Here is a 22,120-nt window from a genome sequence, read left to right as displayed (position 1 = left end):
GATGTTACCCCCGCTTGATGTGCTTCGTTATTCGAGATCATAGACATTATCAGGTGTAAAAACTCGAACAACACTTTTAAAATAATAGGTTGTTCGTTGACCCGATAAATTACCATCATCATCATAGACGTTTGAGTTTTCATTTCTCTGTTTAGTCAGACCGGAAACAATATGGCTTCCTAAATTTCCTCCGACTGCACCAGCAGCAATGGCTACTCCCATATGTGTTGGTTTTAACGGCAGCATCGGTCTCTTCATTTCGATATCTTGACACTGATGCATAAACCTCTTCTCAACTTCATGGAATACTGACGAATTTTTTAAATCTGTCTTTAGTTCATCAGGATGTAAACGACCGGCACGGAAAACCATCAGATCCTCAGTCGAAGCGGGAATGATAATGTCCTGTTCTATCTCAGCGAATGTAGGAAGGATTTCTTTAGTCCCTTCACCGATAGATTTCAGCAGCTTATAATTCTCTTTGCTGTCTGGTCCTTTACCTAACGTGGCAATGACTACAATTTGTTTGAATACATCATAATTTCCATCTGTAAAACGGTAGACTCTAAAATTACGGAATCTACCACTCAATATGCTCGCCGTATCCTTCAGTACATACTGCGGGATACAGAACATAAGAATTCCGTCTTTCTGCAGAACACCATACTTTGCACTTGTTAATCTTCGCAAAAAAGTAAGCTCAGCCCTCTCTCCGAAACCGTCCTGGTACGGTGGGTTCAACCAAAGTAAAGAGAACTTCGGTTCTGTCCTCAAATTTTCATATCCATCGTGGATCACCACATCAATTTCCGTTTGTGAAGCAGCCTCATAACGGGATTTTTCTAGTTCTACCCCGTATGTTTCAGTCCAGACGTCTATCTCCCTAAAACGAGAATGGAGAAGGCGCAATGCTGTACCTTCCCCACAACAGGGATCCAATATCCTTATTCTTTCGTGTTCTTGATCCACTTCGCACTTGAGTTTACTGCATAACAGAGAGAGTTCTTCCATTGGCGTTGCGAAATAGCCTGCTTTTGATTCAGAACCTAAGCGTGCCATATGGAATCACCATCTTCCTCAAAAAATGCAATGATTTCTTCATCTTTAGTCAATTTAGATATTAGTTTTGACACGGACCATTTGATAGCACAAAAGATCAAGAAGAAGAGAAAATTGGCTAACAGGATCAGAAAAATACCCAATAACATAAAATTCGCCTCCTTAAAATAAATAAGGAACCTTTGTTTCTAACCCACTGAGTTAGCTTCAAAGGTTCCTATATAATCTTGCGAACGCAAAAAAAGCCCGTTTACAAGACGCCTCATGTCGATGAAATCGATAATCACATGATACCCTTAGGGTTTGACGCTTGAAAACAGGCTCTTATGAGCATTCATTAGATTTAATGTGCCCATTATATCAACAAACTAAAAAGATGTCCATGCTCATACATGGACATCTCATACTTCTTTAGTTTTGCATATTTCCTTCAATGATAATGGTATAGAGACCTTTGCCTTCTATTTTTTGAAACTTTCCCTTAGCCAAACAAATGGCTCGGACATTATCCTCATGATTTTCATCTGTATGAAAGAAAATGTCTAAGCAGCTTTGATCAAGTCCTGGTTGCATCACACATACTGTGACATACCGATCATTTGGCAACTTAATCGATATCGTATTCATCCAATCAGCCTCATCTTTTGGAGTCAAATGAGACATATCGACAAGGTAATGCATGCAACCATTAAATTTCTTGTATCCTTTTTTCTTAGCTTCCTCCGGAGTCGCTTTTTCAAAATTGACTTCCTTTTGCATTTGAATTCCTCCTATAAATTCATATTATTGGGCAATCAGTTGAAACGCGTTTTTATCTCTTCAGATTTGAACTGTTCGCCTTCATATTGAAAAATCCAGTGACTATCTTTTTTGTGGGCTCTAATCATTTCGTTGAAATCAAAGTCCCATAACGAACCCGCTTCAATCAGGTGATATTCCGCATAATTACCTACTTGCGAGACATAAAGCAGCCCAAAACATCGCTTTGTTTCACTGGTAAACAACAGGTTCGGGGGATAGCCTGGTTTCATTAACTTTGTTTTGGCAATGTACGCTTCTCTTTTTATCTTTTTGGGTCTAGGCAACCTGTTTTGTTTCAATGATTGAATAAAAGCTAACGTCATGATGAGTCCTCCTTAAAATAAAAAGGAAGACTGCCACATAGTGTGTTCAGTCTTCCTTATGTTCCAAATGTGAATATCCTCAACTTACAGTTCAAACTCTTGGCCTCTATAGCCCCGATTAAATAAATCATCGATCCCCTTCCCTAAATCCTCCGGCCATAACCATATCTTCAATCGAATGTTCTGCTCTCGGAAGATGGGTCGGACTTCTTCAATACAACTCAGTACGCTTTTACCTACATTCTTTGAGTCATTTTGAGAATCTGCGTCAAAGGTGAAAATCACTTCTTCTGGCTTCAGCTCCAGTGTAGGTTCAAGTAATACTCTCCAAGAGCTGACACCTGCTGCCTGTAAGTGCAGTTTTCCCGTAACTTCAGAAGCCCGGTCACCTTTCAACGCACCCTCTCCCCAACATATGGACCGAGTATCCATGAGCTGGTTTAATGGAGTTCCTGGCGCCCACTTCTTAAGAATAGACGATGGTACTGCAGCATGATAAGGAGATGGTGTCCCTAGTAGGGTTCCCTTTAGAATTCCTCTTTCCTTAAACACATCGCTTGCGAGCCATTTATATTTAGCACCTGGTTTAAGAAATACCCGTCCATCTGGTAGCTCAATGGGAAGCTGCTTCTTCGACCCCTCCCATAAGATCTCACCAGTTGAGGATGAGATGACCTGAACCTTATATGCATTAGCCCGAACTTTTAAATTCCCCTCAAAAGAAACAAGTGGCGGCGGATTGTCGAAACGGATTTGCCAACCTTTTATTTGGTTCGTAATTGATCGATAAGGAATTAAGAAACCCGCCCCTTGCAGAACAGTCCAGAATTCTTCATGAGTACCCTTACATAATGAAAAGCCTGGTATGCCGTCTAATTGTCCGACTTCTCGAACCAGCTGTTTGGTCTGTGCAAGCCGCTTCTTCTTTTCTGGAACCAATGTCCGATACCTTCTTGCTCTCACTTCTCCTGCTGAGAATTTACGTTCATGAATAAAATGCTTCATGTGGTCATCCGAAAGTTCAAGTAATGAGGACCACTTGGTATAGACATCATGAATCCGCTCTGCTGTCGCTTTAGGAATCTCGTCAATCATCCTAGACCCATCCCAAACTGGAACCACGGCAATTTCAGCCGGCTTCACAACTTTACCATTCTCATATACAACATCGATGCCAGAAAGACTTGCTACAGCTAATACAGCCTGCTCAAATAATCTTCCACCTAAGTCAGTGCTGTTAAATATCCTATAGGCGTAATAGGTTAATGCACTATTCCCAGCATCACTGCCACCAAAATCTGACCATATGTTTTTATACGGACTTATGCACAGGGAAGGTGTATCTTCGTTCCCATTGCGATAAGTGAAGTAATTCCTTCCACTTTTCTGGAATGTGTCACCCATCCGCTGAGCAAACTCAAGTATGTCAAGTGAGTTTATTTCGTCCAGCGTAACTCGACTGATCCTAGAAAATTTCGCTTTCTTCTCTTCTCGTTCTGCTGATTGTTTCCGCATCTGTTTGTCTCATCTCCCATCTTCAGAATAAAAAAAGCCCTAAAGATAGACATGAGAAAAACTCATTCTACCCTTAGGGCATGTGCTTGTGATCAGGATAAACAACTGTTTATCAAATAGAAAAATAATCTATTACCAATATATCTGAATCCTCACTCATTTTCAAGCTTTCAGCGTTCATTATGTTATTCGTCTGTGATAATGTCACCCTATAACTGTTCTGAGATAATGTCACTATGGTTCAGGAGATAATGACATTGACGAAAGCAGAAATGAAGAAGGTACTCGTGGTGGAGAAAATCATAGATGGGCGGATGACCAATAGGGAGGGAGCGGCAGCGCTTGGTTTATCAGAACGCCAAGTCATTCGACTGAAGAAGAAATACCAATCCGGAAAAGGAGCACAAGAACTTATACACAAGAATCGGGGGAAACAGCCTTATCACGCCCTTCCCAATGAAGTGAAGGAACGAATCGTTGAACTTTACACAGCCAAGTATTACGGAAGCAATTGCTGTCACTTCGCAGAGCTTCTTGAGGAGCATGAATCGTTGACACTGAGCGCTTCCAGCGTGAGACGTATCCTTCTGGCTAGTGGGCTCAAGCAAGCCAAGCAGCGGCGTCGCAGTAAAGCCCATCCGCCACGGGAACGCAAACCGCAAGCCGGCATGCTGTGGCAGATTGACGCAACTCCTTATGCATGGTTGGAGGATCGGGCTCCGTCCTTTACGCTGCATGCTGCGATTGACGATGCAACAGGTACGGTTGTCGGTGCCGTCTTTCGTCCGAACGAATGCCGGGAGGCCTATTCCCTTGTCATGCAGCAAGGGATAGAAAAATACGGGGTTCCCCTGGGGCTTTACAGTGATCGGCATACGATTTTCCGGTCGCCTAACGAAAAGCTGACGCTCGAGCAAGAGCTCGCTGGGGAGAGAAAACCGCTCTCCCACTTCGGCAAAGCGATGGCTGACTTGCATATTGAGCACATCAAGGCAATTACACCGCAAGCCAAGGGACGGGTGGAACGTCTCTGGCAAACGTTCCAGGATCGCTTGGTGATCGAACTGCGGCTTCTTGGCATCAAGACGCTGAAAGAGGCTAACGCGGCTTTGCCCGGCTTATTGCAGAAGCACAATGACAAATTTGCCATCCAGCCTAAAATAGCGGAATTGGCTTACCTGAAGCTTGATCCGTCCATCGATTTACATCATGTGTTCACGCTTCGCCATTATCGGCAACTTGGGACTGGCAACACCCTCTCGTACAACGGAAAGTGCTATAACCCTTGCCCAGCCTGCTTCCCTTCGTTTGGAGGCGAAAACGACGGTTGAAGTACGAGAGAACGCTAACTGGGGAAATATTGTTGTGGCAACAGGATCAGCCTTGGGAACTGAAAGAAACGCAGAAGCCTCAGCGCAAACCGGCTGCATCAAAAAAGGCGAGTTCTGCGTCGCCACGCAAACCCGCCCAGAATCATCCGTGGAAAACCACGCATGATACGACTAGAAATATGCGTACCACAAAAAGCAGTTCGTTCCAAGATGCAATGTATTCACAGCATAATAGCTATGCAGAGGCACCTGGTAAGGCTGACCTCTGATCACACAAGTGACATTTTCATAGCACAGTTAAATAGCACAGTTAAAGTGACATTCTCACAGACGTTTGACAGCTTTCAGCGTTCATTAAAAGGAGCGGGAACTGCAGCCGTCCTCACAGCGGCCGGCGCTTGCGCGCCCCGAACGTGGCGCGGTCCACACCTTAGTCTATAACTTTATTTTCTTTTAACATCGATCACTTATTCTTTTTGGATATGTATTTACTAATCTCTTTATTCCATTTCTTTTCTTTAGGAACAATAACTTTGGTCGGATTCTTGGTGATGATAGGTTTTCCTGCCAGCTTATCCTTTATTCGATTGAATAACCTCATATGAATCCCCCTTCTCTTGTTAGTACCTTTTTTTCCTACCGAAGGGGGAAATATACCTATGAATCTTTGGAATTTTGTTTTTTACGACTTGATCTGACATTGAACTTTGCATGCCGTGCCAGAAGAGTCTGAATCCTGGTAGCTTCATGGAAGCTATCCGATTCCCGAATGTACTTCAATCGAAAAATTTTGACAAATAGAAAAAGCATCGATTTAACGATGCTTTCCTAGAACCTGATTACTTATTTAATCCGATCGCATGCTTTGAGAAAACTTGGCTAATTTCTTTGTCCCATTTCTTCTCTGGTGGTACTCTCGTTCCAATAGGATACTTAACAATTTCAGGTTTAGCGAGAGATTTTTTGTTTTGTTTGAACAGTGTGTTCTTAATAGCTGTCATCATTGCTAAGCACCTCCTCTTCTAGTCTCCTAATTATATCAGATTTTTCTCTCAAATAAAGCCATTATCCTTAATATTTATAGAAGCGATAACAAATTGCGAGAATGCCTCCAATGTTTTAGTCATGACGATTTTCTCGGTCTCATCAAACTCGACATCAATAAAATGAAGACAAATTATTCCGTAAGGAACTCGATTCTCTATTCCAAAAGGATATCCAACAATTCCGATGTACGATCGATTTACATCATCCGAAAAATCATATGCTTCCTTGGCCTCATCGCTATTAACGTCTCTTATCCAAACAACTTTGTTTTCTTGAATCACTTTTCCCGCGAAACGTTCACCATATTTGATGACTTTAGTCCTCACAACACTATTCGAAATATTAAACTGGCCAGCTATTGTTAACTCTCCAGCACCTTCATCGTAAAGAAGTATAGAGGCTTGTTTAATATATCTCTGAATCGGTTTCGTGTTAACCAGTTGAACAAGTATTCGGTCTAATACGTTGTCGAAATCATTTCTTGCTTCTGCGGGAGCGATTACAAAATCAGACAACATCTCTGCGCAGCGGCCAAAAGCTTCATATGCCTCATTTGGGAAGTTATGTAGCTCAGATAATCTTAGAGTGAGATCCTGCAGCTTTAGATTGTGATTCTCGAGCTCCATGGTGCGCTGCCTAATATATTCATCAGCTTGCTTCTTTACATAAGTGTCAAGATCCGTATTGTACTTATTTGCCATTTCAATAGAGAAAAACCAGTTTCGTAAAATGCCTTTAGAATTCATAAACCATATTGGAAATAGTGTAGGCGAAACTATATTTTTTCTTGTTTTCTCCATTAAGAATCTTAGGAGTAGCCAGGCACCAAAAAACCAAAGAATTAACTCCAGACTAATGTCTAACGTAAACCTTTTGTCTATGATCTGTTGTATGACTTGCTCGAAGAAGAATAAGAAAGCAAATACAAATGCCGGCAGATTAATAAAATCTACTACAGCAATTATAAAGTTGACCACCCACTTGATACCTAAAGACAGCCAGCTCTCCTTGATTCTATGAAGAAATGGAATATAAGTGGAATTTCCAAGCAGCTCCCGTACTTCATCATCATTTTCCGGTTTCATAGTCCCCCTCCTGATATTGCAGCAACGCGATATTCTTATGTTTTCCTTTATATTCTTCTATTTGTTAATATTCTTTTCCTCTTTCAGGATCAACATAATCTCGGATAGATTGAAGTTCTTCCTATATATAAAAATCAGGAAGAGCTTAGAATCTTCAGCTCTTCCCTGCACAGAAATCATATTTGTTGTCCTATTAATTGATTGAAGTATATATCTGTCGGAATAGTATCATGTCCGTTTAATCGGTATAAAACCTCTTCTTCTATATACTCTTCAATTTTGGCAGAAAGTTTAACATCAACTATCTGTTCCTCACAATGTGAACAAACATAAGTAGGAACACCATGAACCTTAACTTGTAATTGTTTACCTGACACTGACATATGATATGATTCGTCTTGCGGGCTCATTGTCATGTCGCTGTTACATTCTGCACAAGCCATAAGTTTAAAATCCCCAACATAATTATTTGCAGCTCGTCTTATGAATTCTGCAACGTTACCGCCGGTGAATAAAGCAGCTTTGAACTGTATCATCCAATATTCCTCCCTCGTCACTCGCGTCTCAGGAATAATACAGGATTTTGGGTTATCGGATTCTGGCCGCCCTGGTTTTCTTCCCATTAGCTGCACTCCTTCCCTATCTTCTCCTATATTATATCCAGAATGATTATTTTTTGCACGACAAAAATTATTATTTCATAGAAAACTCACAAAAACAGATCTGCTTTTCATAAGACTCATTCCATTTCCACGGCCTCTCTGATGGATCCATTACGGTTATTACCTTCCACACTGATGGTTCAACCACTTCAATCACAATGTGAATAGGGCGGTACGTACGGCTGCCTACACTTACATAGGACATCAACGTGAGTAATCTTCTCCCTTTATCATTCTGCGATGCAGAAATAACCCATCCATTTTCAACAGTTGAGGCTATGTCTCGATTGGAGTAGAGTCTATCTACTAAGCGTTGATGAGAATGAAAAGAGGCTACTAAGGTGGCCTCTCCCTCTATCAGCTTCTCTCGAAATTCGTCGTGTATCTTATCTGCAATTTTTTGGCTTCGTTTGAAACTGTTATACTTGCGCTCAGCCTTCTTAATGCATTTATATAAATTTGAACAGCTCATCATTCAGCTCACCCTTCTTCTAACCGCATTGGAATAACCAGGCCAAATGTATCAATCGCATTGTCACTAACCGGAAGAAATCGAACAGCTCGCAGTGGGCCTTCAATATCCATCCTTATCCGGTCTGAAGGAATATGCTTCAGTGTATCGATCATAAAGGGCAAAGATAATGCTAATCGAATATCTTCGCCCTCTCGTTCTATCGCTATCGTTTCTAGTGCAGCTCCAATTTGTGTTGAACTGCTTAACTTCATATCGTTACCAATATCAACATAGACTCTAGCTTTCTTTTTCTCTCTTTCTCTATCAAATAAGATTATTCTTGACAGAGAATCCAATACATCAGATTTGTTAAAGGTCACTTTATGATTTACTTCTTTAGGCAGTAACGTACGGACATCTGGAAAGATACCCTCTAATGAGCTAGCAATCAAGATAGCCCCTGCAGAAGTAATCGTGAATAGCGATTCAGTAATGATCATAGTCACTTTTTCACTGTTTGTATTCTTCAAGAAATCGATTATATCTTTGCAAGCATTCTCGTCGATAGTCGTATTAAACGGATTACACTCGATATCAGGAATACATACCGAGGATAAGCGAAATCTATCCGTTGACGTCAAAATGAGCCCCTTCTCTCCCATATTAAAATTAATCCCATTCAATATGGTCAGGCAATCATCCACAGCACATGCATATAGTGTCTTCTCCAACCCGCTCCTAAGATCGACAGTAGAGATTTCGACTCTTATGCTTTTTGTAGATTCCGTCCTTAACTCTGGGTACAGGTTAACATCTTCAAGTGAGATCTGATACTTCGCTTTTTTTGACCTTATTGTCATTATCCGATCGTTAATTTCTAACTTAAACTCTTCTGTAGACAGCTTACTAAGCAAATTAGCAAATGTCTTAGCAGGGATTGCAAGACTAACATCCCCCGAAGAAGTTGCGATGTTGGTGGCACCAAGACATATAGTCTTAGTCGAGTCACCGCCCATAACGACCATCTTACCACCCTTCATATCTAACTTTAGACACGACAGGATTGGTATGATTCCTTTGCTGCATGCTACAGATGCTGCCTGCTGAATCATTTTTGTGAACTTCTCCAAATTGGTGATGGTTATCGTTTGCTTGGTCTTCTGTTGTTTACTGACAACTGTCATTTAATCTCCTCCTTTTTTTCAACAAAAAAAGCCCTACAGGCGGCCTCAAATTGGTCCGAAAAACGGAATCCAAAATAATACCACCCATAGGGCTTAATGCTTGATGTCAAGATCGAAAAATCGATCAAAGTAATAACAGATACACGTTCATATTATCATATGTATAAACCCACAACAACATTATCATCTTAAAAATCACTTTGGAAGAGTCTAACATGGGCGCTACCTCGAATTAGGTCCTGAGCTTCGGGACGGCTGATGTGACTTTGGACGTTCGCCCCCTTCTAGATAAACGGCTGCACGCCTACTCCTTGACACACTCAACCGATTAGATCGTCGGAAAGATAAAGTTAAATCGAAAAACAGTCATTTAGTCGAAAGGAGCGGGGAAAAACTGCCGGACAGACAACAGTACGCCACAGCAAGGTGTGGCTAAGTACGTAAAAACCACTCTTGATTAAAATGTCCTTTACATGGGGGACAGTTTAAATTAGGAGTGGATTTTCTTAGCATTCTATAATTTTCGAATCAAGCTGCATAGTTTCTTTTCGAAGTGAACGATTAATTTTACTCTGTACTTCTTCCGAACGTTTACCGTTTAGCGCCATGTAGTCAAAAAATGAGACACCCATTCGTTTTTCTATGTTTCGCATGGCGGCTTCTGCAGCAGCATTTACTTTAGTTGCTGCTTGAGGTCCTGTTTGAGGGAGCTGTAGCACTTTGGCCATGATCCCACCTCCATAATAAGTAGCATAATTATGTTCTAGATGTCATCTATCTTATGCTCTATGTTATCTAACATCATTTTAGCACAAAAAATACACCATTATGCATCGGTTAGTACAAAAAATTGTATAAAAACTCTGAACTCCTTTGGTGCGTATCATTAAAATTCCTAACGAGCGGTTGAGCAGGTCCACAGCGGACGACGCTTTAATGCATCCGGTTTTGATGGAATGGAGATGTTGATATGACGCCATTTACTAGGTAGAGTATTGAAACTGAATTGGAGATGTAGTTGTCTACCCGGCTGTGTAGCCGACACGTGCCGAACGTGGCAAGACAGTTGGGCGACAAGAAGTTGGTCGTATACCGATGCTGAACCGCAGGTGCCGCAGCGGGGGGGATTGAGCGACAGAAGCTGGGTTGCAACGGATGCTGCTTTTCCCCGTGCGAGCCGTACATCTGAATGGGGAAAATAAAGCTTTTGACGGCAGATGTTCATTCAGCGCAATATTTAAGTAACCACAGGTAATAAGAAATTAGACTGTAAATCAAAAAGAACCAACAAACTAACCGGATCGGAGAACTAAAGTCTTAGAATGTTCGAGTCCGTCGCGCGGTGCCAGCACATGCCGATCGCTCCGCTGGACGCCCCTGGTGTTAAAAGAAAATAAAGAAAGCATTAGACCCAAGCAGTTGATTTGATGGGGTTCCATACTCGAAAAATCATTAGCTAATGAAAAATAATTATTAGACTAAGCATAAAAATGAGGCCTTCGACAAATTGGATTCGGAAAAAGTATCAGACTTCAGGAACTGGCCGCGCTTCGCCGGCGGCGCCGATCGTTTCACCCGGCCGCGTCCGGAAGCACCAGGAATGCGGAGCAGCTGCAGGAGCTGGCTGTGCTTCGCCGGCGGTCGCCGATCATTCCGCCCGACTGCGTCCGGAAGCACTAGGAATGCGGAGCAGCTGCAGGAGCTGACCGGGCTTCACCGGCGGCGCCGATCGTTCCGCCCGGCCGCGTCCGGAGAACGCGGGAATACCGAGCTGCAGCTCAGGCCCGCTGCGCGGTGCCGGCCTGAACGTCCGCTGGCCGCCCAACAACCAAATGTGATAGTATACAACTCTATTTTTCAAGTCTAATTATTTTTTTCTTCGGTCTCATACTCTATTTTTCAGTCTAGGACTTTATTTTCTTTGATCACGTTCCGGGGTAATACCAGCGTAGCTGACATCACCCGCAAACATTTGGATATAAATGTAAGTTACATTCCATGTCGTCAGGAAAGTTCATTTTATGAGTAATAAATGTTAAATTTGCAGCCTGTTCGATTAAACTAACGTGCCCGTTAGGTATGAGCTACCGGGTATTAAAGTTTCTTTTCCTTATGTCAGTACAAGAACTTGCTCCCATAAAATGAAAGAACCGCGTAGTACGCGGTTCTAATGAGGTATGCTCTTGTCCCCCGACACGAGCTTAAGCCGCAGCTCTCCTGTGTTACTCCTATTCTAACCATTTTGATTGAGCGGGGATCTCTGTCTAAAACTCGATGGTCATTTCGAAATTTATGGGACCTTTTTCAGCTAGTTTACCCTAATTTTCCATCCGAAGAGCATCTACGATATTTACTTTATTTAACCTGTACATCGGCCAAATCGTTGCGACAAGCGTAGTAATAATCGAACCTGCAAAAGCAATGCCGATACTGTACCACGGGATCACCCAAGCTGTATCCAACGCACCTGCGAAGAGATCATGTATGCCATAATCCAGAGCCGTCCCAATGATAGTCCCGATCACGGCGGCAAACAGACCATAAAATATGCCTTCTAAAATAATCATTTTCCTCACTTCATGCTGGGTCATGCCGATAGCCTTGAGAACTGCAAACTCTTTCGTACGAAGAATGAGATTCGTACTTACTGTATTCACAATGTTCAAGAAAGCAATTAACACAATGACACCAATAAAACCGTAAAGCAAGATGCTGAGAGTCATTGCGTCGTTTTTAGCTTGGGCTAACTCCGCTACTCGATCATTGTAGTTAAATCCGGCGTCTTTTTCATTTAACGATTTGAGATAGTCTGTTATAGGCTGGTTCGATATATCCGGATTTGCAAGAATGAAGATTCTGGAATATGCGTCGATCCCCATAATCTTGGAATAAACTTCCGGCGTCGTAATGAATGAAATAATTTCACTGCTAGTATATCCCTTCATCAACAAACCTTGATCAACGATTCCGACCACTGTCACGGTTTGGTAAACTTTTCGGTCTCCGTCAATTGCTCTAATTTTGATACGATCTCCAACCTTAAAGCGGGTTTGATCGATAATCAGTTGTTTTCCACTTTCCGTTTTCGTGCTTACTTTTTGTAGAACGACAACTCCGTTTTCTTGGTTCATTTTCTCCTTGTCGATCTTTCCGGCCGTGAGTTTGAATTGCAGAGCATCCAAGCTATTGTCTCCATAGGACGTAAGGAAATTATTATCTGTTCGGAACCCCTCCCCTTCAGCAACGACATATCGACCTTTTCTTAATTCATAATATTTGGGATCAACCTTATCCTTAGGGATGATTGCCTCTACTTGATCATTGTAAAACTTGTAAGCTTGTTGAACAGCATCAAGCTTGGCAATATGCTGATACACGGTATCATCAATCCGTTTTGAAGGGCCATCATAGGAAAGCGAATAAGAATACTGAGCACCAGAGTTCTGTGTTGCTTGCCGCATGAAATCAACCAAACCGCTAAAGACAATAAACAAAATAATGCTAATAATCATGGAAAGGGCAGTAATCCGGAAACGTTTTTTGTTCCGCTGCAAGTTCCTGCTGGCGAATTGCCCTACGATGCCAAACAGCTTTTTAACGAACCGGGACTTTTTGACCTTCGTGATATGTTCAACCTTCGGGTTCCCCGTACTTTTTAGGGCTTCCAGAGGTGATACGCGAGCTGCTTGTTTTGCTGGTCCAATGGCGGAAAAAAATACGCTCAGCAAGCCTAGTAAACCGGCAGCAATCAGAATCGGTACGGAAATGACCATTCTCATATCGTTTAAGAAACCTAATGTTAACAAGCTGATATTGTACAACAATAACTTCATAAAAAGGGTTCCCGTAAGAAGCCCGATGGGTATGCCGATCAAGCTCAACAGTCTCGCTTCTTGCATCACAATTTTGCGAATTTGGGTTGGTGTAGCTCCAATGCATCTCAGCATGCCAAATTGTGAAATTCGTTCCAGTACAGAAATATGAAAAGTATTATAGATTACGGCAATCGTACAAATCATAATAATCACAATAACTGCGGCAAACGCAAGGGTTAGACTATTGTTTACCCCCTTATAAATACTTTTGCCAAACAATTTAAGCAACTCATTATTGTACTCAATTCTTACATTCTTTATAAAATTATCCTTATCCAGTTGCATAGCAGAACCTTGTTCGGCATTACCCAGCTGTAAAGAGGACATGATGGCTTCCGTTTTCTTTTGGATTCCATTCAAAGATTTCATTTTGACATAAACGAAGTACTTTTTCTTGTTGTCGATGGTCTTGTAATCGTTGAAAGTAATGGCAGGAAGGATGTAACTGGAAGACCAATTCCCCGTTGGCGGCTTCATAAAGCCGACGATGGTATATTCTTTTTGGGATTGAGCTTGGAAGGCTTCGTCAAGATCCCAGCCAAAATCGCCAACTCCGTTAATTTTCTTGTCTTCACCGGTGGACGCCACCTTCCGAATCCCAAGCTTGAGCTTCATCGTATCGCCAAGTTTCGGTTTTTCTGAAAAGTAACTTAAACTCGATGATGAAAGGACAATCTCATTCGGATTTTTAGGCAGCCTGCCTGAGTCGAGCTGTACTTGAAGCATGGATATCGCAATCGCATCATATCCCTTGACATTCAAGTATCGGTAGGGTGCGGCAAACGGATTTTCGTGCATTTCCTTCTCGTTTGTTTCCTTAATGACGGCGTATCCTTCCCTACTGATGACGCCGGCACTTTCCACGGTTGCATTATTTCTAACCTTCGGGACGGCTTCTCCTGAAATATCATTGATGGAGACGTGGTAATCTCCGTAGTCATTTATGGTTTGTCTGATTAATTTATCCCAATAGCTCATCCCGATCGTTCCAATTGATGTGAGCAGCGTAACTGACAAGATAATACCGAAAATCGTAAGCAGCGATCTTTTTTTCTGTCCCTTTAAATATTTACCGGTAAGACCCGTGTAGCTATTCAACGTTCATTCACCTCATTTGGCTGTTGAAGGAAGCCGTCTTCGATTCTTACGACTCGATCTGCGGTTTTGGCAATATTCAAATCATGCGTGATCATGATCAACGTCTGATGATATTTTTTAACGGAGAACGTTAGTAAGTCCATAATCTCCTTGCTGCTTTTACTATCCAGATTTCCGGTGGGCTCATCCGCTAAAATAATCGAGGGTTTATTGATTAACGCACGTCCAATCGCCGTTCTTTGCTGTTGTCCGCCTGACAATTGGGATGGAAGATGGTGCCTTCGCTCGGTCAGACCTAATATCCCTATTAATTCCTGCACATATTTTTCATCTACTTTTTTGTTCTCCAATAATAGCGGCAACTTGATATTTTCCTCCGTGGATAGGACCGGGATCAGGTTGTAGGATTGAAAAATAAATCCAATTTTCCGTCTCCGGAATATAGCGAGCTCCGCTTCACTTTTGTTATAAAGATCCGTACCATCGATGATGACCTGTCCGCCAGACGGGCGGTCCACCCCGCCTAATAGATGCATCAAAGTGCTCTTTCCTGATCCGCTGGCCCCTACGATAGCAACAAATTCTCCCTGTTGAACGGAGAAATTTGCATCTTTTAAAGCTTCAACCTTCGCCTCTGCGCTTCCATAGGTTTTGCATAAATTCACGGTTTTTAGTATATCCACCTGTCTACCTCCTAAGCTTACGTTTCACGTTTCTGTTTGTTATTATAAGCGTCGAAGCTTACGATAAAGTGAAGAGGAAGCTTACTTTTTCGTAAGCTTCCTCTTCACCTATTGCCTTTAATGAATGTAATCTTGAATTCGGTCCCCTCTCCTGGTTTACTATCAACCGTTATGATCCCGCCTTGTCCTTCAATGATTGACTTGGTTAACGACAAACCAATGCCAATGCTTTGTGGCTTTGTTGCGCTTCTCGCGCTATAAAATCGTTTGAAAATATGAGGCAGGTCCTCCGGGGAAATACCTTCTCCGTTATCGCGAACGCTGACCGTAAAAAATAGTGCGTTTTCTTCCAAAACGATCTTGATTTCCCCGTCTCTCTGGGTATGCTCCAGTGCATTTTTGATCAAATTAATAAAAGCTTCTGTCAGCCACTCCGCATCCGCTTTTACGAGCATTTCTTCGCCACCGCTGATACAGATCGTCTGCCTCTTTTGCTCGGATAACAATCGCAACGATTGTACGGCATCTTCGATCAGTTCCCTTAATCGAGTCTTTTCCTTGTGAAACACGATTGCACCCGCTTCGACCCGCGCCAGCTTCAGTAAACTGATGATCAGCCATTCCATTCGTTCAAGTTGCTGTTGGCTCCGTTCTAGAAATTTCATTTTCATTTCATTCTTCATATTTGGATCATTTAGCAAATTCTCATTAAAAACAATTAGCGATGCCAAAGGCGTTTTGAGCTGATGTGAAATATCGGAGAGTAAGTTGCGCAGAAAGCTTTTTTCTTGTTTCAGTTGTTCGAGACTGTTGTGCAACCTTCCCGCCATGGCGTTGAAGCTGCGTCCCAAAAAACCAAAGTCCCCCTCATCGTTCTCGGGAAGCGGTTTGTCGAAATGACGTTCTACGACCTCCTCCGCGGCAACGGCAACGGTCCTGATCTTGCCAAACAATTTACGATATTCCCATAGCAACAACAGCATGATTGGAATGACAAAAAGCAAAACGAGAGCTGCCGTAATCATGGGCATTGCGATGCCTGAAAGGGCTGGTTGATCTTTGACTGACATTTCTTCTTTGTACCCATATTGCGCCAATATCCTTTTGCCTTCTGTTACTTCATGTTCTTGGGCTCCCTGAGTTATGTAATGGATGATTTCATTTTCAAATTGCGGCTCTTTCTTCAAAACATGACCAATCAGCGCAACATTCTGATTAACGATGGCCTTATTGATATGCCCGACTTGCTGACTCATGAAAACGAACATGAGTACCGCTAATAATACTTGTAATACAATGAATTTACCGGCGATGGACTTCCACTCTGGATTACGGACGATTTCAATCATGGTTTATCGTCCTATGACATCTGCATTCCATTTGTATCCGACTCCTCGAATGGTAATGATATATTTCGGTGCAGCAGGAACATCCTCAATTTTCTCTCTTAATCTTCTGATGTGGACCGAAAGGGTGTTGTCATCAATGAATTCTCCTGACATATCCCATAGACTGTGAAGGAGGGTACTTCTGCTGCAAATTTGTTTCGGGTGAGTTATTAGCATTAATAGTAATCGATATTCCAGCCCCGTCAACAAAAGCTCTTGATTGCACTTGAAAACAGTTCCTTCGAGAACTCGGACTTCAATATCGTCGGATATCCATCTATTTACTTCATCCTTAGACTTAGGATTTCGCCTTAATACGGCTTTCATTCTGGATAGAAGTTCTTTGGTCCGGATCGGTTTGGTCATATAATCATCTGCTCCCAAATCAAGCCCTACAACAACATTTGCCTCCTCATCCAAAGCCGTCAAGAATATGATGGGAACCTGAGACGATGTCCGGATTTCCCTACAGAGGTCGTACCCAGAACCATCGGGTAAATTCACATCTAACAAAATTAGATCGACGACATTCGTCATGAATGCCTTTTTGGCTTCTTCTAAGCTACCGGCAACAACAACGGTATATCCTTCACTCGTTAAGGTATATTCAATACCAAACACCAAATTATCATCATCTTCAACAAGTAATATTCGATTCATTCTGCACCTCATCTGGCATTATTTTTACATGTATAAGGTGGTTATATTCATGTTCATGTCTAGATTGGGGTAGTTGTGTATTCAGCTGGACGATGAAAAGTATGAATGCGTATTAAAAACCTTAGGCAACATATGCATCTAATTCATCCTAGTATAACTTTATATAGCGATATAACCTACTCTGCCAGTTAGCTTAGTCCAATTAATAAATTTATGTTCCGAATCTATTTTTGTAAACGGAACTTCGAGCTATTTGATACTCATATTGTCTAAAATATACAGCTTGGATATACTTATTTCAAGTACTAAGTTCCGATACTCACTCTTATAGGAACTTTACTCTGGAGGGGATAGTTTGAAACGAAATTGGGAACTGGACGAATTAATCGAGCATTTCACGATCCTACCGAACGAGATGAGGTTGATAGAGAACAAGACCGGGGAAACAAGGATTGGATTTGCTGTGCTACTCAAGTTTTTTCAAAATGAAGCCCGTTTCCCAACTCATAAGTACGAAGTTCCCAAAGCGGTGATCGCGCACATTGCAAAGCAAATCTTCTCTGAGCCGGAATTATATGCTCAGTACGATTGGACCGGTCGTTCGATCACCTACCACCGAACACAGATCCGGGAGTTCTTCGGGTTCCGCGAGGATACGATAGAGGATGCTCAGGAAATGGCACAATGGCTATGCCAACATGATCTGCATCACGATCATGAAATTGAGCATTTAAAGGAACGCGTTTACCGTCGATTCCATGAGTTAAAAATCGTGCCTCCAACGCCAGATCGCATTGAGCGTTTGATCCGTTCAGCCATTCACACATATGAAGAGTCCTTCTTCCAAGCGACATACCAAAAGCTGCCTTCCAAGTCTCTAACTCAGCTAGACTCTCTAATTGATAGCATTTCTTATTTAGAGATTGACGAAGTAGAAGCCGCCAGCGACAGCAGCATACAAATATCCTTTAATGAGCTAAAGGCAGATCCTTGCCGTGCTGGGGTGGATAGCATGCTGAAGGAAGTTAACAAATTGCGGACTATTCGCAATTTGGAGCTTCCGGATGATTTATTTCGAGACATTCCCCATAAGGTGTTGAAAAAGTATCGGCAGCGCGTTTCTACTGAGGATCTGCGTGAGCTGCGCCGACATCCAGATCCGATTCGATATACGCAGTTGTCAGCTTTCTTTTGGTTACGCTGCATGGAAATATCGGACAACCTGGTCGATCTGCTTATTCAAATCATTCACCGTATCGGAGTACGCGCCGAACGAAAGATCGAAAAGGAAATACTGAACGATCTACGACGAGTCAGCAACAAGTACGGCATTTTATTTAACTTGGCGCAGACCGCCATCGAGCATCCGGAGGGAATCATTAAAGATGTCTTATACCCGGTTGTAAACGAACAAACACTAAAAGATTTGGTCAAAGAGTTTAAACATACTGGGCCGGCATACCGCGAAAAAATCCATACTGTCATTCGCGCTCCTATGGCAGTCATTACCGCCGGATAGTTCCAGAAATTCTTAGCATTCTTGATTTTCGTTCTAATAACGACGTTCACCGTCCGGTTATCCTCGCGCTCGAACTAATCAAAAAATACACTCAAACAGGAATGCACTATTTTCCCTTAACCGACGAAATTCCGATCAATGGGGTGATCCGCAATAACTATAAAGAAATTATCATCGAAAAGGATGAAAAGGGACAAGAACGAGTAAACAGGATCAACTATGAAATCAGCACCTTACAAATGCTCCGGGATAAGTTACGGTGTAAAGAAATATGGGTGTCCGGCGCGAACCGGTATCGAAATCCAGATGAAGACCTGCCGGTAGACTTCGAGGAACGTCGGGAGGAAAACTACAAAGCCTTAAATCAGCCTCTGGATGCAGATCCCTTTATAACTACGTTAAAGCAGGAAATGATTCAAGGCCTTGAAAAATTAAATGAGGGAATGCCGAAGAACCCTAAAATACGGATTACTGATAAAGGTAAGGGTTGGATCTCGGTTTCTCCGTTGGAACCGCAAGAAGAACCGGTTAATTTAATCCGTATCAAAGGTGAAATTACGCGCCGATGGCCAATGACCAGCTTGCTAGATATTTTGAAGGAAACCGATCTACGTATTTCGTTTACAGAAATGTTCAAGACGGTGGGCCATCGAGAGATATTAGACCGAGATACGCTACAAAAGCGGTTGATCTTATCTCTTTACGGTTTAGGAACGAATACCGGTTTAAAGCGTGTCAGTGCCGGTGATCATGGTGAAAGCTATAAAGACCTTCTTTATGTCCGGCGTAAATTCATTCACAAGGATAACCTTCGCAACGCGATTTCCGAAGTAGTGAACGCTATCTTCAAAGTACGGATGCAGGAAATATGGGGTGAGGGAACAACTTCTTGCGCCTCCGATTCAAAAAAATTCGGGGCATGGGATCAGAACCTCATGACGGAATGGCATATCCGGTACCGCGGCCGCGGTGTTATGATCTATTGGCATGTAGAAAAAAATTCGACTTGCATCTACTCGCAGCTTAAATCGTGTTCTTCATCAGAAGTCGCCGCGATGATGGAAGGGTTGTTGCGCCACTGCACCGATATAGAAGTGGAGAAGAATTATGTTGATTCACATGGACAGAGTGAAGTTGCATTTGCCTTTTGTTATTTGCTTGGTTACAAACTCATGCCTAGATTAAAAGCTATTCATACACAAAAGTTATACCGTCCGGAGCCAGGAATGACTGATGCATATGCGAACCTGCAGCATGTACTTACGCGCCCGATTAATTGGGAACTGATCCGTCAGCAATATGATCAAATGATGAAGTATGCAACAGCTTTACGGCTTGGTACGGCCGAAACGGAAGCCATTCTGAAAAGGTTTACTCGGAACAACTTGAAGCATCCAACGTATCAGGCGCTTGGTGAGTTGGGTAAGGCAGTTAAAACCATTTTCCTTTGTGAATATTTGCATTCGGAAGAATTACGTCGGGAGATTAATGCTGGTTTAAATGTCGTGGAAAATTGGAATTCAGCCAACGGGTTTATCTTCTATGGCAAGGGTGGAGAAATTGCGACCAACCGCATGGAAGATCAAGAGATGGCTGTTTTATCTCTTCATCTACTGCAAAATTGCTTAGTCTACATTAATACCATCATGTTCCAGAACGTATTATCGGAAAAGAAATGGTTTGATCTAATGACTCCGGAAGATTTACGTGCAGTGACACCCTTGATCTATACGCACGTTAATCCATATGGCACATTCCGATTGGACATGAAGGAAAGACTTCCATTGGAAGGTGAACTGGCATGATTGAAAAACGCGTATCCGCGAAAAAGAAAGCTAAGGAACTGGCGAAGTATATTCGCTCAGAACGACCTGACTATGCTTACTTAAAAAGTTTGTTTCAGCATTTAAGAAGCGAGCTTGAAATTGAGGTTCCAAAATCATCTAAGAAGCTACCTTACGTCCCGACAGAAGAAGAATTAATAAGATACTATGAAGTGGTTTGGAATGCCAAGAATTTTCAGGACATGATGATCGTGAAAACACTCATGTATACAGGTGTCCGGGTTAGTGAATTAATTAGCATAAAACTAGCGGACATCGATTTTCATTACTATCAGATCAGGATCAACAAAGGAAAAGGTAGCAAAGACCGCATTGTTCCATTTCCTCAGACCTTTAAAGAGCTGCTGGCCATGCACGCAGATTCTATGCAAAAGAAACAAGCAGCCTATTTGTTTGAGTCCTCATGGAAGAAAAAGTACACGGACAGGGGAATCCGCAAGATTTTGGCCAAATATTCAGAGGAGGCCAAGTTATCTCAAAATCTGTCTCCTCATAAACTTCGTCACTTCCTATTAACCTGGCTAAAAAAGCAAGGCATCGATGACGCGCTGATTCAACCGTATTCCGGCCATGAAAGCAGAAAGTCGTTAGAAGTATATTCAAAGCTTGCTATTACCGATGCGCAGAATGAATATAACGAGTTTATAAATAAATTCCCAATTTAATCCATGCGTTTGCGGGTGGTGTCAGCTACGCTGGTACTACCCCGTTCCGAGGAAGAGTTGGTGGACCTGGGGCAGGAACTGCTGGAGCATATGCTCGACACTGTCGCGCGCCCGTGCGAAGATGAATTCAACCTACTCGAAGTCGAACCCCTTGTGCTGACGGATGCCAGGCGCATCGTATTCTGGAACTAAAATACGGGAAGCTCTCGCCCAAAGGTGAGCTCGATCCCGAAGGGGAACGTCTCCTTTTCCAATACGTCGGGGAGAACTAGCAGCCGGGCTTCGTCTTCCTTACCCGCTACCCGCAGGAGATTAGTCCCTAATATGCCATGCCGGCAGCGGATGAACCGATATTGACGGCATCAATCGATTTCTGATGGTCGGTCTGGAGATTATAACTGGAGGCCAACGGATTCATGAACTGGAGCAGCTGATCGCATCTATCCGGAGCCAGAGCCTGAACCCGGCACAGGGGATTCGAAATCGGGCTGGAGCGTCTGACCTCGCGGCTGCTCGGCCTCGGCAATGTGCAAGGAAGCTTCCGCCTTCCCGCGGTATCGCAACTGATTGACACCGTAATGCGGGATGGCGCAAAGGGTTTCCGTTTGGAAGCCCTTTGTCCGCTTATGCCACCGCAGAGAACTGGCAAGGCGGCCCATCAAAGCGATGGCCAACTTTATTCGTTATTCCGCACGATGCTTCAATCATTCGCACGATATAACCGGCCATTGTTTTTGCAGATAGAAGGTGCCTTCCTTAACTTGCCGGAAAGCTCAGCAGATTCGTCTCGACCATGCTTGGCTCGCTCGCTCTGACTTTAACCAGATTCGCTACCTGCTTCTGCTCCGCGCCGACACACTTCGTCAACATATCCCGGTATTGGCTGAAATCGACTCCGCCGCGCATAGGTAAACCGGCTGCAATGGC

18 protein-coding genes and 2 pseudogenes are annotated in these 22,120 nt (G+C 42.8%); 4 read left to right on the top strand and 16 right to left on the bottom strand.

Annotated elements, in window-relative coordinates; translation table 11 throughout:
- Positions 1-27 precede the first annotated feature (27 nt).
- The 4 genes from DQX05_RS21965 to DQX05_RS21950 form a co-directional block, all read right to left on the bottom strand.
- A complete protein-coding gene (locus DQX05_RS21965) occupies positions 28-1,059 on the bottom strand; it encodes a DUF6094 domain-containing protein (protein ID WP_119795602.1) in 1,032 nt (343 codons plus the stop codon).
- A gap of 411 nt (positions 1,060-1,470) precedes the next feature.
- On the bottom strand, positions 1,471-1,818 hold the full coding sequence (locus DQX05_RS21960; RefSeq protein ID WP_119795601.1) for a hypothetical protein: 348 nt from the start codon (positions 1,816-1,818) through the stop codon (positions 1,471-1,473).
- A 35-nt stretch (positions 1,819-1,853) separates the two neighbouring features.
- Positions 1,854-2,183, bottom strand: a complete 330-nt coding sequence (locus tag DQX05_RS21955) for a hypothetical protein (protein ID WP_119795600.1) — start codon at positions 2,181-2,183, stop codon at positions 1,854-1,856.
- A gap of 84 nt (positions 2,184-2,267) precedes the next feature.
- Positions 2,268-3,698 (bottom strand): toprim domain-containing protein, encoded by a 1,431-nt coding sequence (locus DQX05_RS21950; RefSeq protein ID WP_119795599.1) that lies wholly within the window; start codon positions 3,696-3,698, stop codon positions 2,268-2,270.
- Positions 3,699-3,955: 257 nt separating this feature from the next.
- Here DQX05_RS21950 and DQX05_RS21945 point away from each other — a divergent pair.
- Positions 3,956-5,298 (top strand): annotated as a pseudogene (locus DQX05_RS21945) (ISNCY family transposase).
- Positions 5,299-5,868: 570 nt separating this feature from the next.
- Here the strand turns inward: DQX05_RS21945 and DQX05_RS31030 are convergent.
- The 6 genes from DQX05_RS31030 to DQX05_RS21920 all read right to left on the bottom strand — a co-directional run bounded on the left by DQX05_RS31030 (position 5,869) and on the right by DQX05_RS21920 (position 10,189).
- On the bottom strand, positions 5,869-6,033 hold the full coding sequence (locus DQX05_RS31030) for a hypothetical protein (RefSeq protein ID WP_182914867.1): 165 nt from the start codon (positions 6,031-6,033) through the stop codon (positions 5,869-5,871).
- Positions 6,034-6,081: 48 nt separating this feature from the next.
- The gene (locus DQX05_RS21940; RefSeq protein WP_119795598.1) at positions 6,082-7,161 is read right to left on the bottom strand and encodes a GAF domain-containing protein; all 1,080 of its coding nucleotides are present in this window, start codon (positions 7,159-7,161) and stop codon (positions 6,082-6,084) included.
- A 176-nt stretch (positions 7,162-7,337) separates the two neighbouring features.
- Positions 7,338-7,697 carry a hypothetical protein gene (locus tag DQX05_RS21935; RefSeq protein WP_119795597.1) on the bottom strand — a complete coding sequence of 120 codons (360 nt, stop codon included), beginning with the start codon at positions 7,695-7,697 and terminating at the stop codon, positions 7,338-7,340.
- Between the two features lie 157 nt (positions 7,698-7,854).
- Positions 7,855-8,295, bottom strand: a complete 441-nt coding sequence (locus DQX05_RS33300) for a DUF4258 domain-containing protein (RefSeq protein WP_397335862.1) — start codon at positions 8,293-8,295, stop codon at positions 7,855-7,857.
- Between the two features lie 8 nt (positions 8,296-8,303).
- Complete coding sequence (dnaN, locus tag DQX05_RS21925) at positions 8,304-9,461, bottom strand: DNA polymerase III subunit beta (protein ID WP_119795595.1); 1,158 nt, start codon at positions 9,459-9,461, stop codon at positions 8,304-8,306.
- 506 nt (positions 9,462-9,967) lie between these two features.
- Complete coding sequence (locus DQX05_RS21920; RefSeq protein ID WP_119795594.1) at positions 9,968-10,189, bottom strand: hypothetical protein; 222 nt, start codon at positions 10,187-10,189, stop codon at positions 9,968-9,970.
- A gap of 779 nt (positions 10,190-10,968) precedes the next feature.
- On the opposite strand from DQX05_RS21920, the gene DQX05_RS21915 reads away from it, so the two are divergent.
- On the top strand, positions 10,969-11,328 hold the full coding sequence (locus DQX05_RS21915; RefSeq protein ID WP_119795593.1) for a hypothetical protein: 360 nt from the start codon (positions 10,969-10,971) through the stop codon (positions 11,326-11,328).
- 451 nt (positions 11,329-11,779) lie between these two features.
- On the opposite strand, the gene DQX05_RS21910 is transcribed toward DQX05_RS21915, so the two are convergent.
- The 4 genes from DQX05_RS21910 to DQX05_RS21895 form a co-directional block, all read right to left on the bottom strand.
- Entirely contained in the window at positions 11,780-14,434 is a 2,655-nt protein-coding gene (locus DQX05_RS21910) for an ABC transporter permease (protein ID WP_119795592.1), read from the bottom strand.
- The gene (locus DQX05_RS21905; RefSeq protein WP_119795591.1) at positions 14,431-15,117 is read right to left on the bottom strand and encodes an ABC transporter ATP-binding protein; all 687 of its coding nucleotides are present in this window, start codon (positions 15,115-15,117) and stop codon (positions 14,431-14,433) included. The genes DQX05_RS21910 and DQX05_RS21905 overlap by 4 nt, the downstream gene beginning before the upstream one ends.
- Positions 15,118-15,221: 104 nt before the next feature.
- Positions 15,222-16,466, bottom strand: coding sequence for a sensor histidine kinase (locus DQX05_RS21900; protein ID WP_119795590.1), 1,245 nt, complete (start codon positions 16,464-16,466; stop codon positions 15,222-15,224).
- A gap of 3 nt (positions 16,467-16,469) precedes the next feature.
- Positions 16,470-17,165, bottom strand: a complete 696-nt coding sequence (locus DQX05_RS21895) for a response regulator transcription factor (RefSeq protein WP_119795589.1) — start codon at positions 17,163-17,165, stop codon at positions 16,470-16,472.
- A 355-nt stretch (positions 17,166-17,520) separates the two neighbouring features.
- Between DQX05_RS21895 and DQX05_RS21890 the strand changes: the two are divergent.
- Positions 17,521-20,489 (top strand): annotated as a pseudogene (locus DQX05_RS21890) (Tn3 family transposase).
- Positions 20,486-21,193 carry a tyrosine-type recombinase/integrase gene (locus DQX05_RS21885; RefSeq protein ID WP_119795588.1) on the top strand — a complete coding sequence of 236 codons (708 nt, stop codon included), beginning with the start codon at positions 20,486-20,488 and terminating at the stop codon, positions 21,191-21,193. The pseudogene DQX05_RS21890 and the gene DQX05_RS21885 overlap by 4 nt, the downstream one beginning before the upstream one ends.
- A gap of 319 nt (positions 21,194-21,512) precedes the next feature.
- Here DQX05_RS21885 and DQX05_RS31025 read toward each other — a convergent pair whose 3' ends face one another.
- Both DQX05_RS31025 and DQX05_RS31020 read right to left on the bottom strand, forming a co-directional pair.
- Positions 21,513-21,719 (bottom strand): hypothetical protein, encoded by a 207-nt coding sequence (locus DQX05_RS31025; protein WP_182914866.1) that lies wholly within the window; start codon positions 21,717-21,719, stop codon positions 21,513-21,515.
- Positions 21,720-21,949: 230 nt separating this feature from the next.
- Positions 21,950-22,099, bottom strand: coding sequence for a hypothetical protein (locus DQX05_RS31020; RefSeq protein ID WP_182914865.1), 150 nt, complete (start codon positions 22,097-22,099; stop codon positions 21,950-21,952).
- Positions 22,100-22,120: the final 21 nt, after the last annotated feature.

Origin of the sequence: Paenibacillus thiaminolyticus (assembly GCF_003591545.1) — a bacterium.
Taxonomy (GTDB): domain Bacteria; phylum Bacillota; class Bacilli; order Paenibacillales; family Paenibacillaceae; genus Paenibacillus_B; species Paenibacillus_B thiaminolyticus_A.
Note: the sequence above shows the minus strand (reverse complement) of the source record. Positions and strands in the feature narration are given on the sequence as shown.

Coding starts and splice junctions, on each gene's coding strand:
- DQX05_RS21965 (WP_119795602.1), bottom strand. CDS start 1,059: ATGGCACGCTTAGGTTCTGAATCAAAAGCAGGCTATTTCGCAACGCCA.
- DQX05_RS21960 (WP_119795601.1), bottom strand. CDS start 1,818: ATGCAAAAGGAAGTCAATTTTGAAAAAGCGACTCCGGAGGAAGCTAAG.
- DQX05_RS21955 (WP_119795600.1), bottom strand. CDS start 2,183: ATGACGTTAGCTTTTATTCAATCATTGAAACAAAACAGGTTGCCTAGA.
- DQX05_RS21950 (WP_119795599.1), bottom strand. CDS start 3,698: ATGCGGAAACAATCAGCAGAACGAGAAGAGAAGAAAGCGAAATTTTCT.
- DQX05_RS31030 (WP_182914867.1), bottom strand. CDS start 6,033: ATGATGACAGCTATTAAGAACACACTGTTCAAACAAAACAAAAAATCT.
- DQX05_RS21940 (WP_119795598.1), bottom strand. CDS start 7,161: ATGAAACCGGAAAATGATGATGAAGTACGGGAGCTGCTTGGAAATTCC.
- DQX05_RS21935 (WP_119795597.1), bottom strand. CDS start 7,697: ATGATACAGTTCAAAGCTGCTTTATTCACCGGCGGTAACGTTGCAGAA.
- DQX05_RS33300 (WP_397335862.1), bottom strand. CDS start 8,295: ATGAGCTGTTCAAATTTATATAAATGCATTAAGAAGGCTGAGCGCAAG.
- dnaN (WP_119795595.1), bottom strand. CDS start 9,461: ATGACAGTTGTCAGTAAACAACAGAAGACCAAGCAAACGATAACCATC.
- DQX05_RS21920 (WP_119795594.1), bottom strand. CDS start 10,189: ATGGCCAAAGTGCTACAGCTCCCTCAAACAGGACCTCAAGCAGCAACT.
- DQX05_RS21900 (WP_119795590.1), bottom strand. CDS start 16,466: ATGATTGAAATCGTCCGTAATCCAGAGTGGAAGTCCATCGCCGGTAAA.
- DQX05_RS21895 (WP_119795589.1), bottom strand. CDS start 17,165: ATGAATCGAATATTACTTGTTGAAGATGATGATAATTTGGTGTTTGGT.
- DQX05_RS21885 (WP_119795588.1), top strand. CDS start 20,486: ATGATTGAAAAACGCGTATCCGCGAAAAAGAAAGCTAAGGAACTGGCG.
- DQX05_RS31020 (WP_182914865.1), bottom strand. CDS start 22,099: ATGCGCGGCGGAGTCGATTTCAGCCAATACCGGGATATGTTGACGAAG.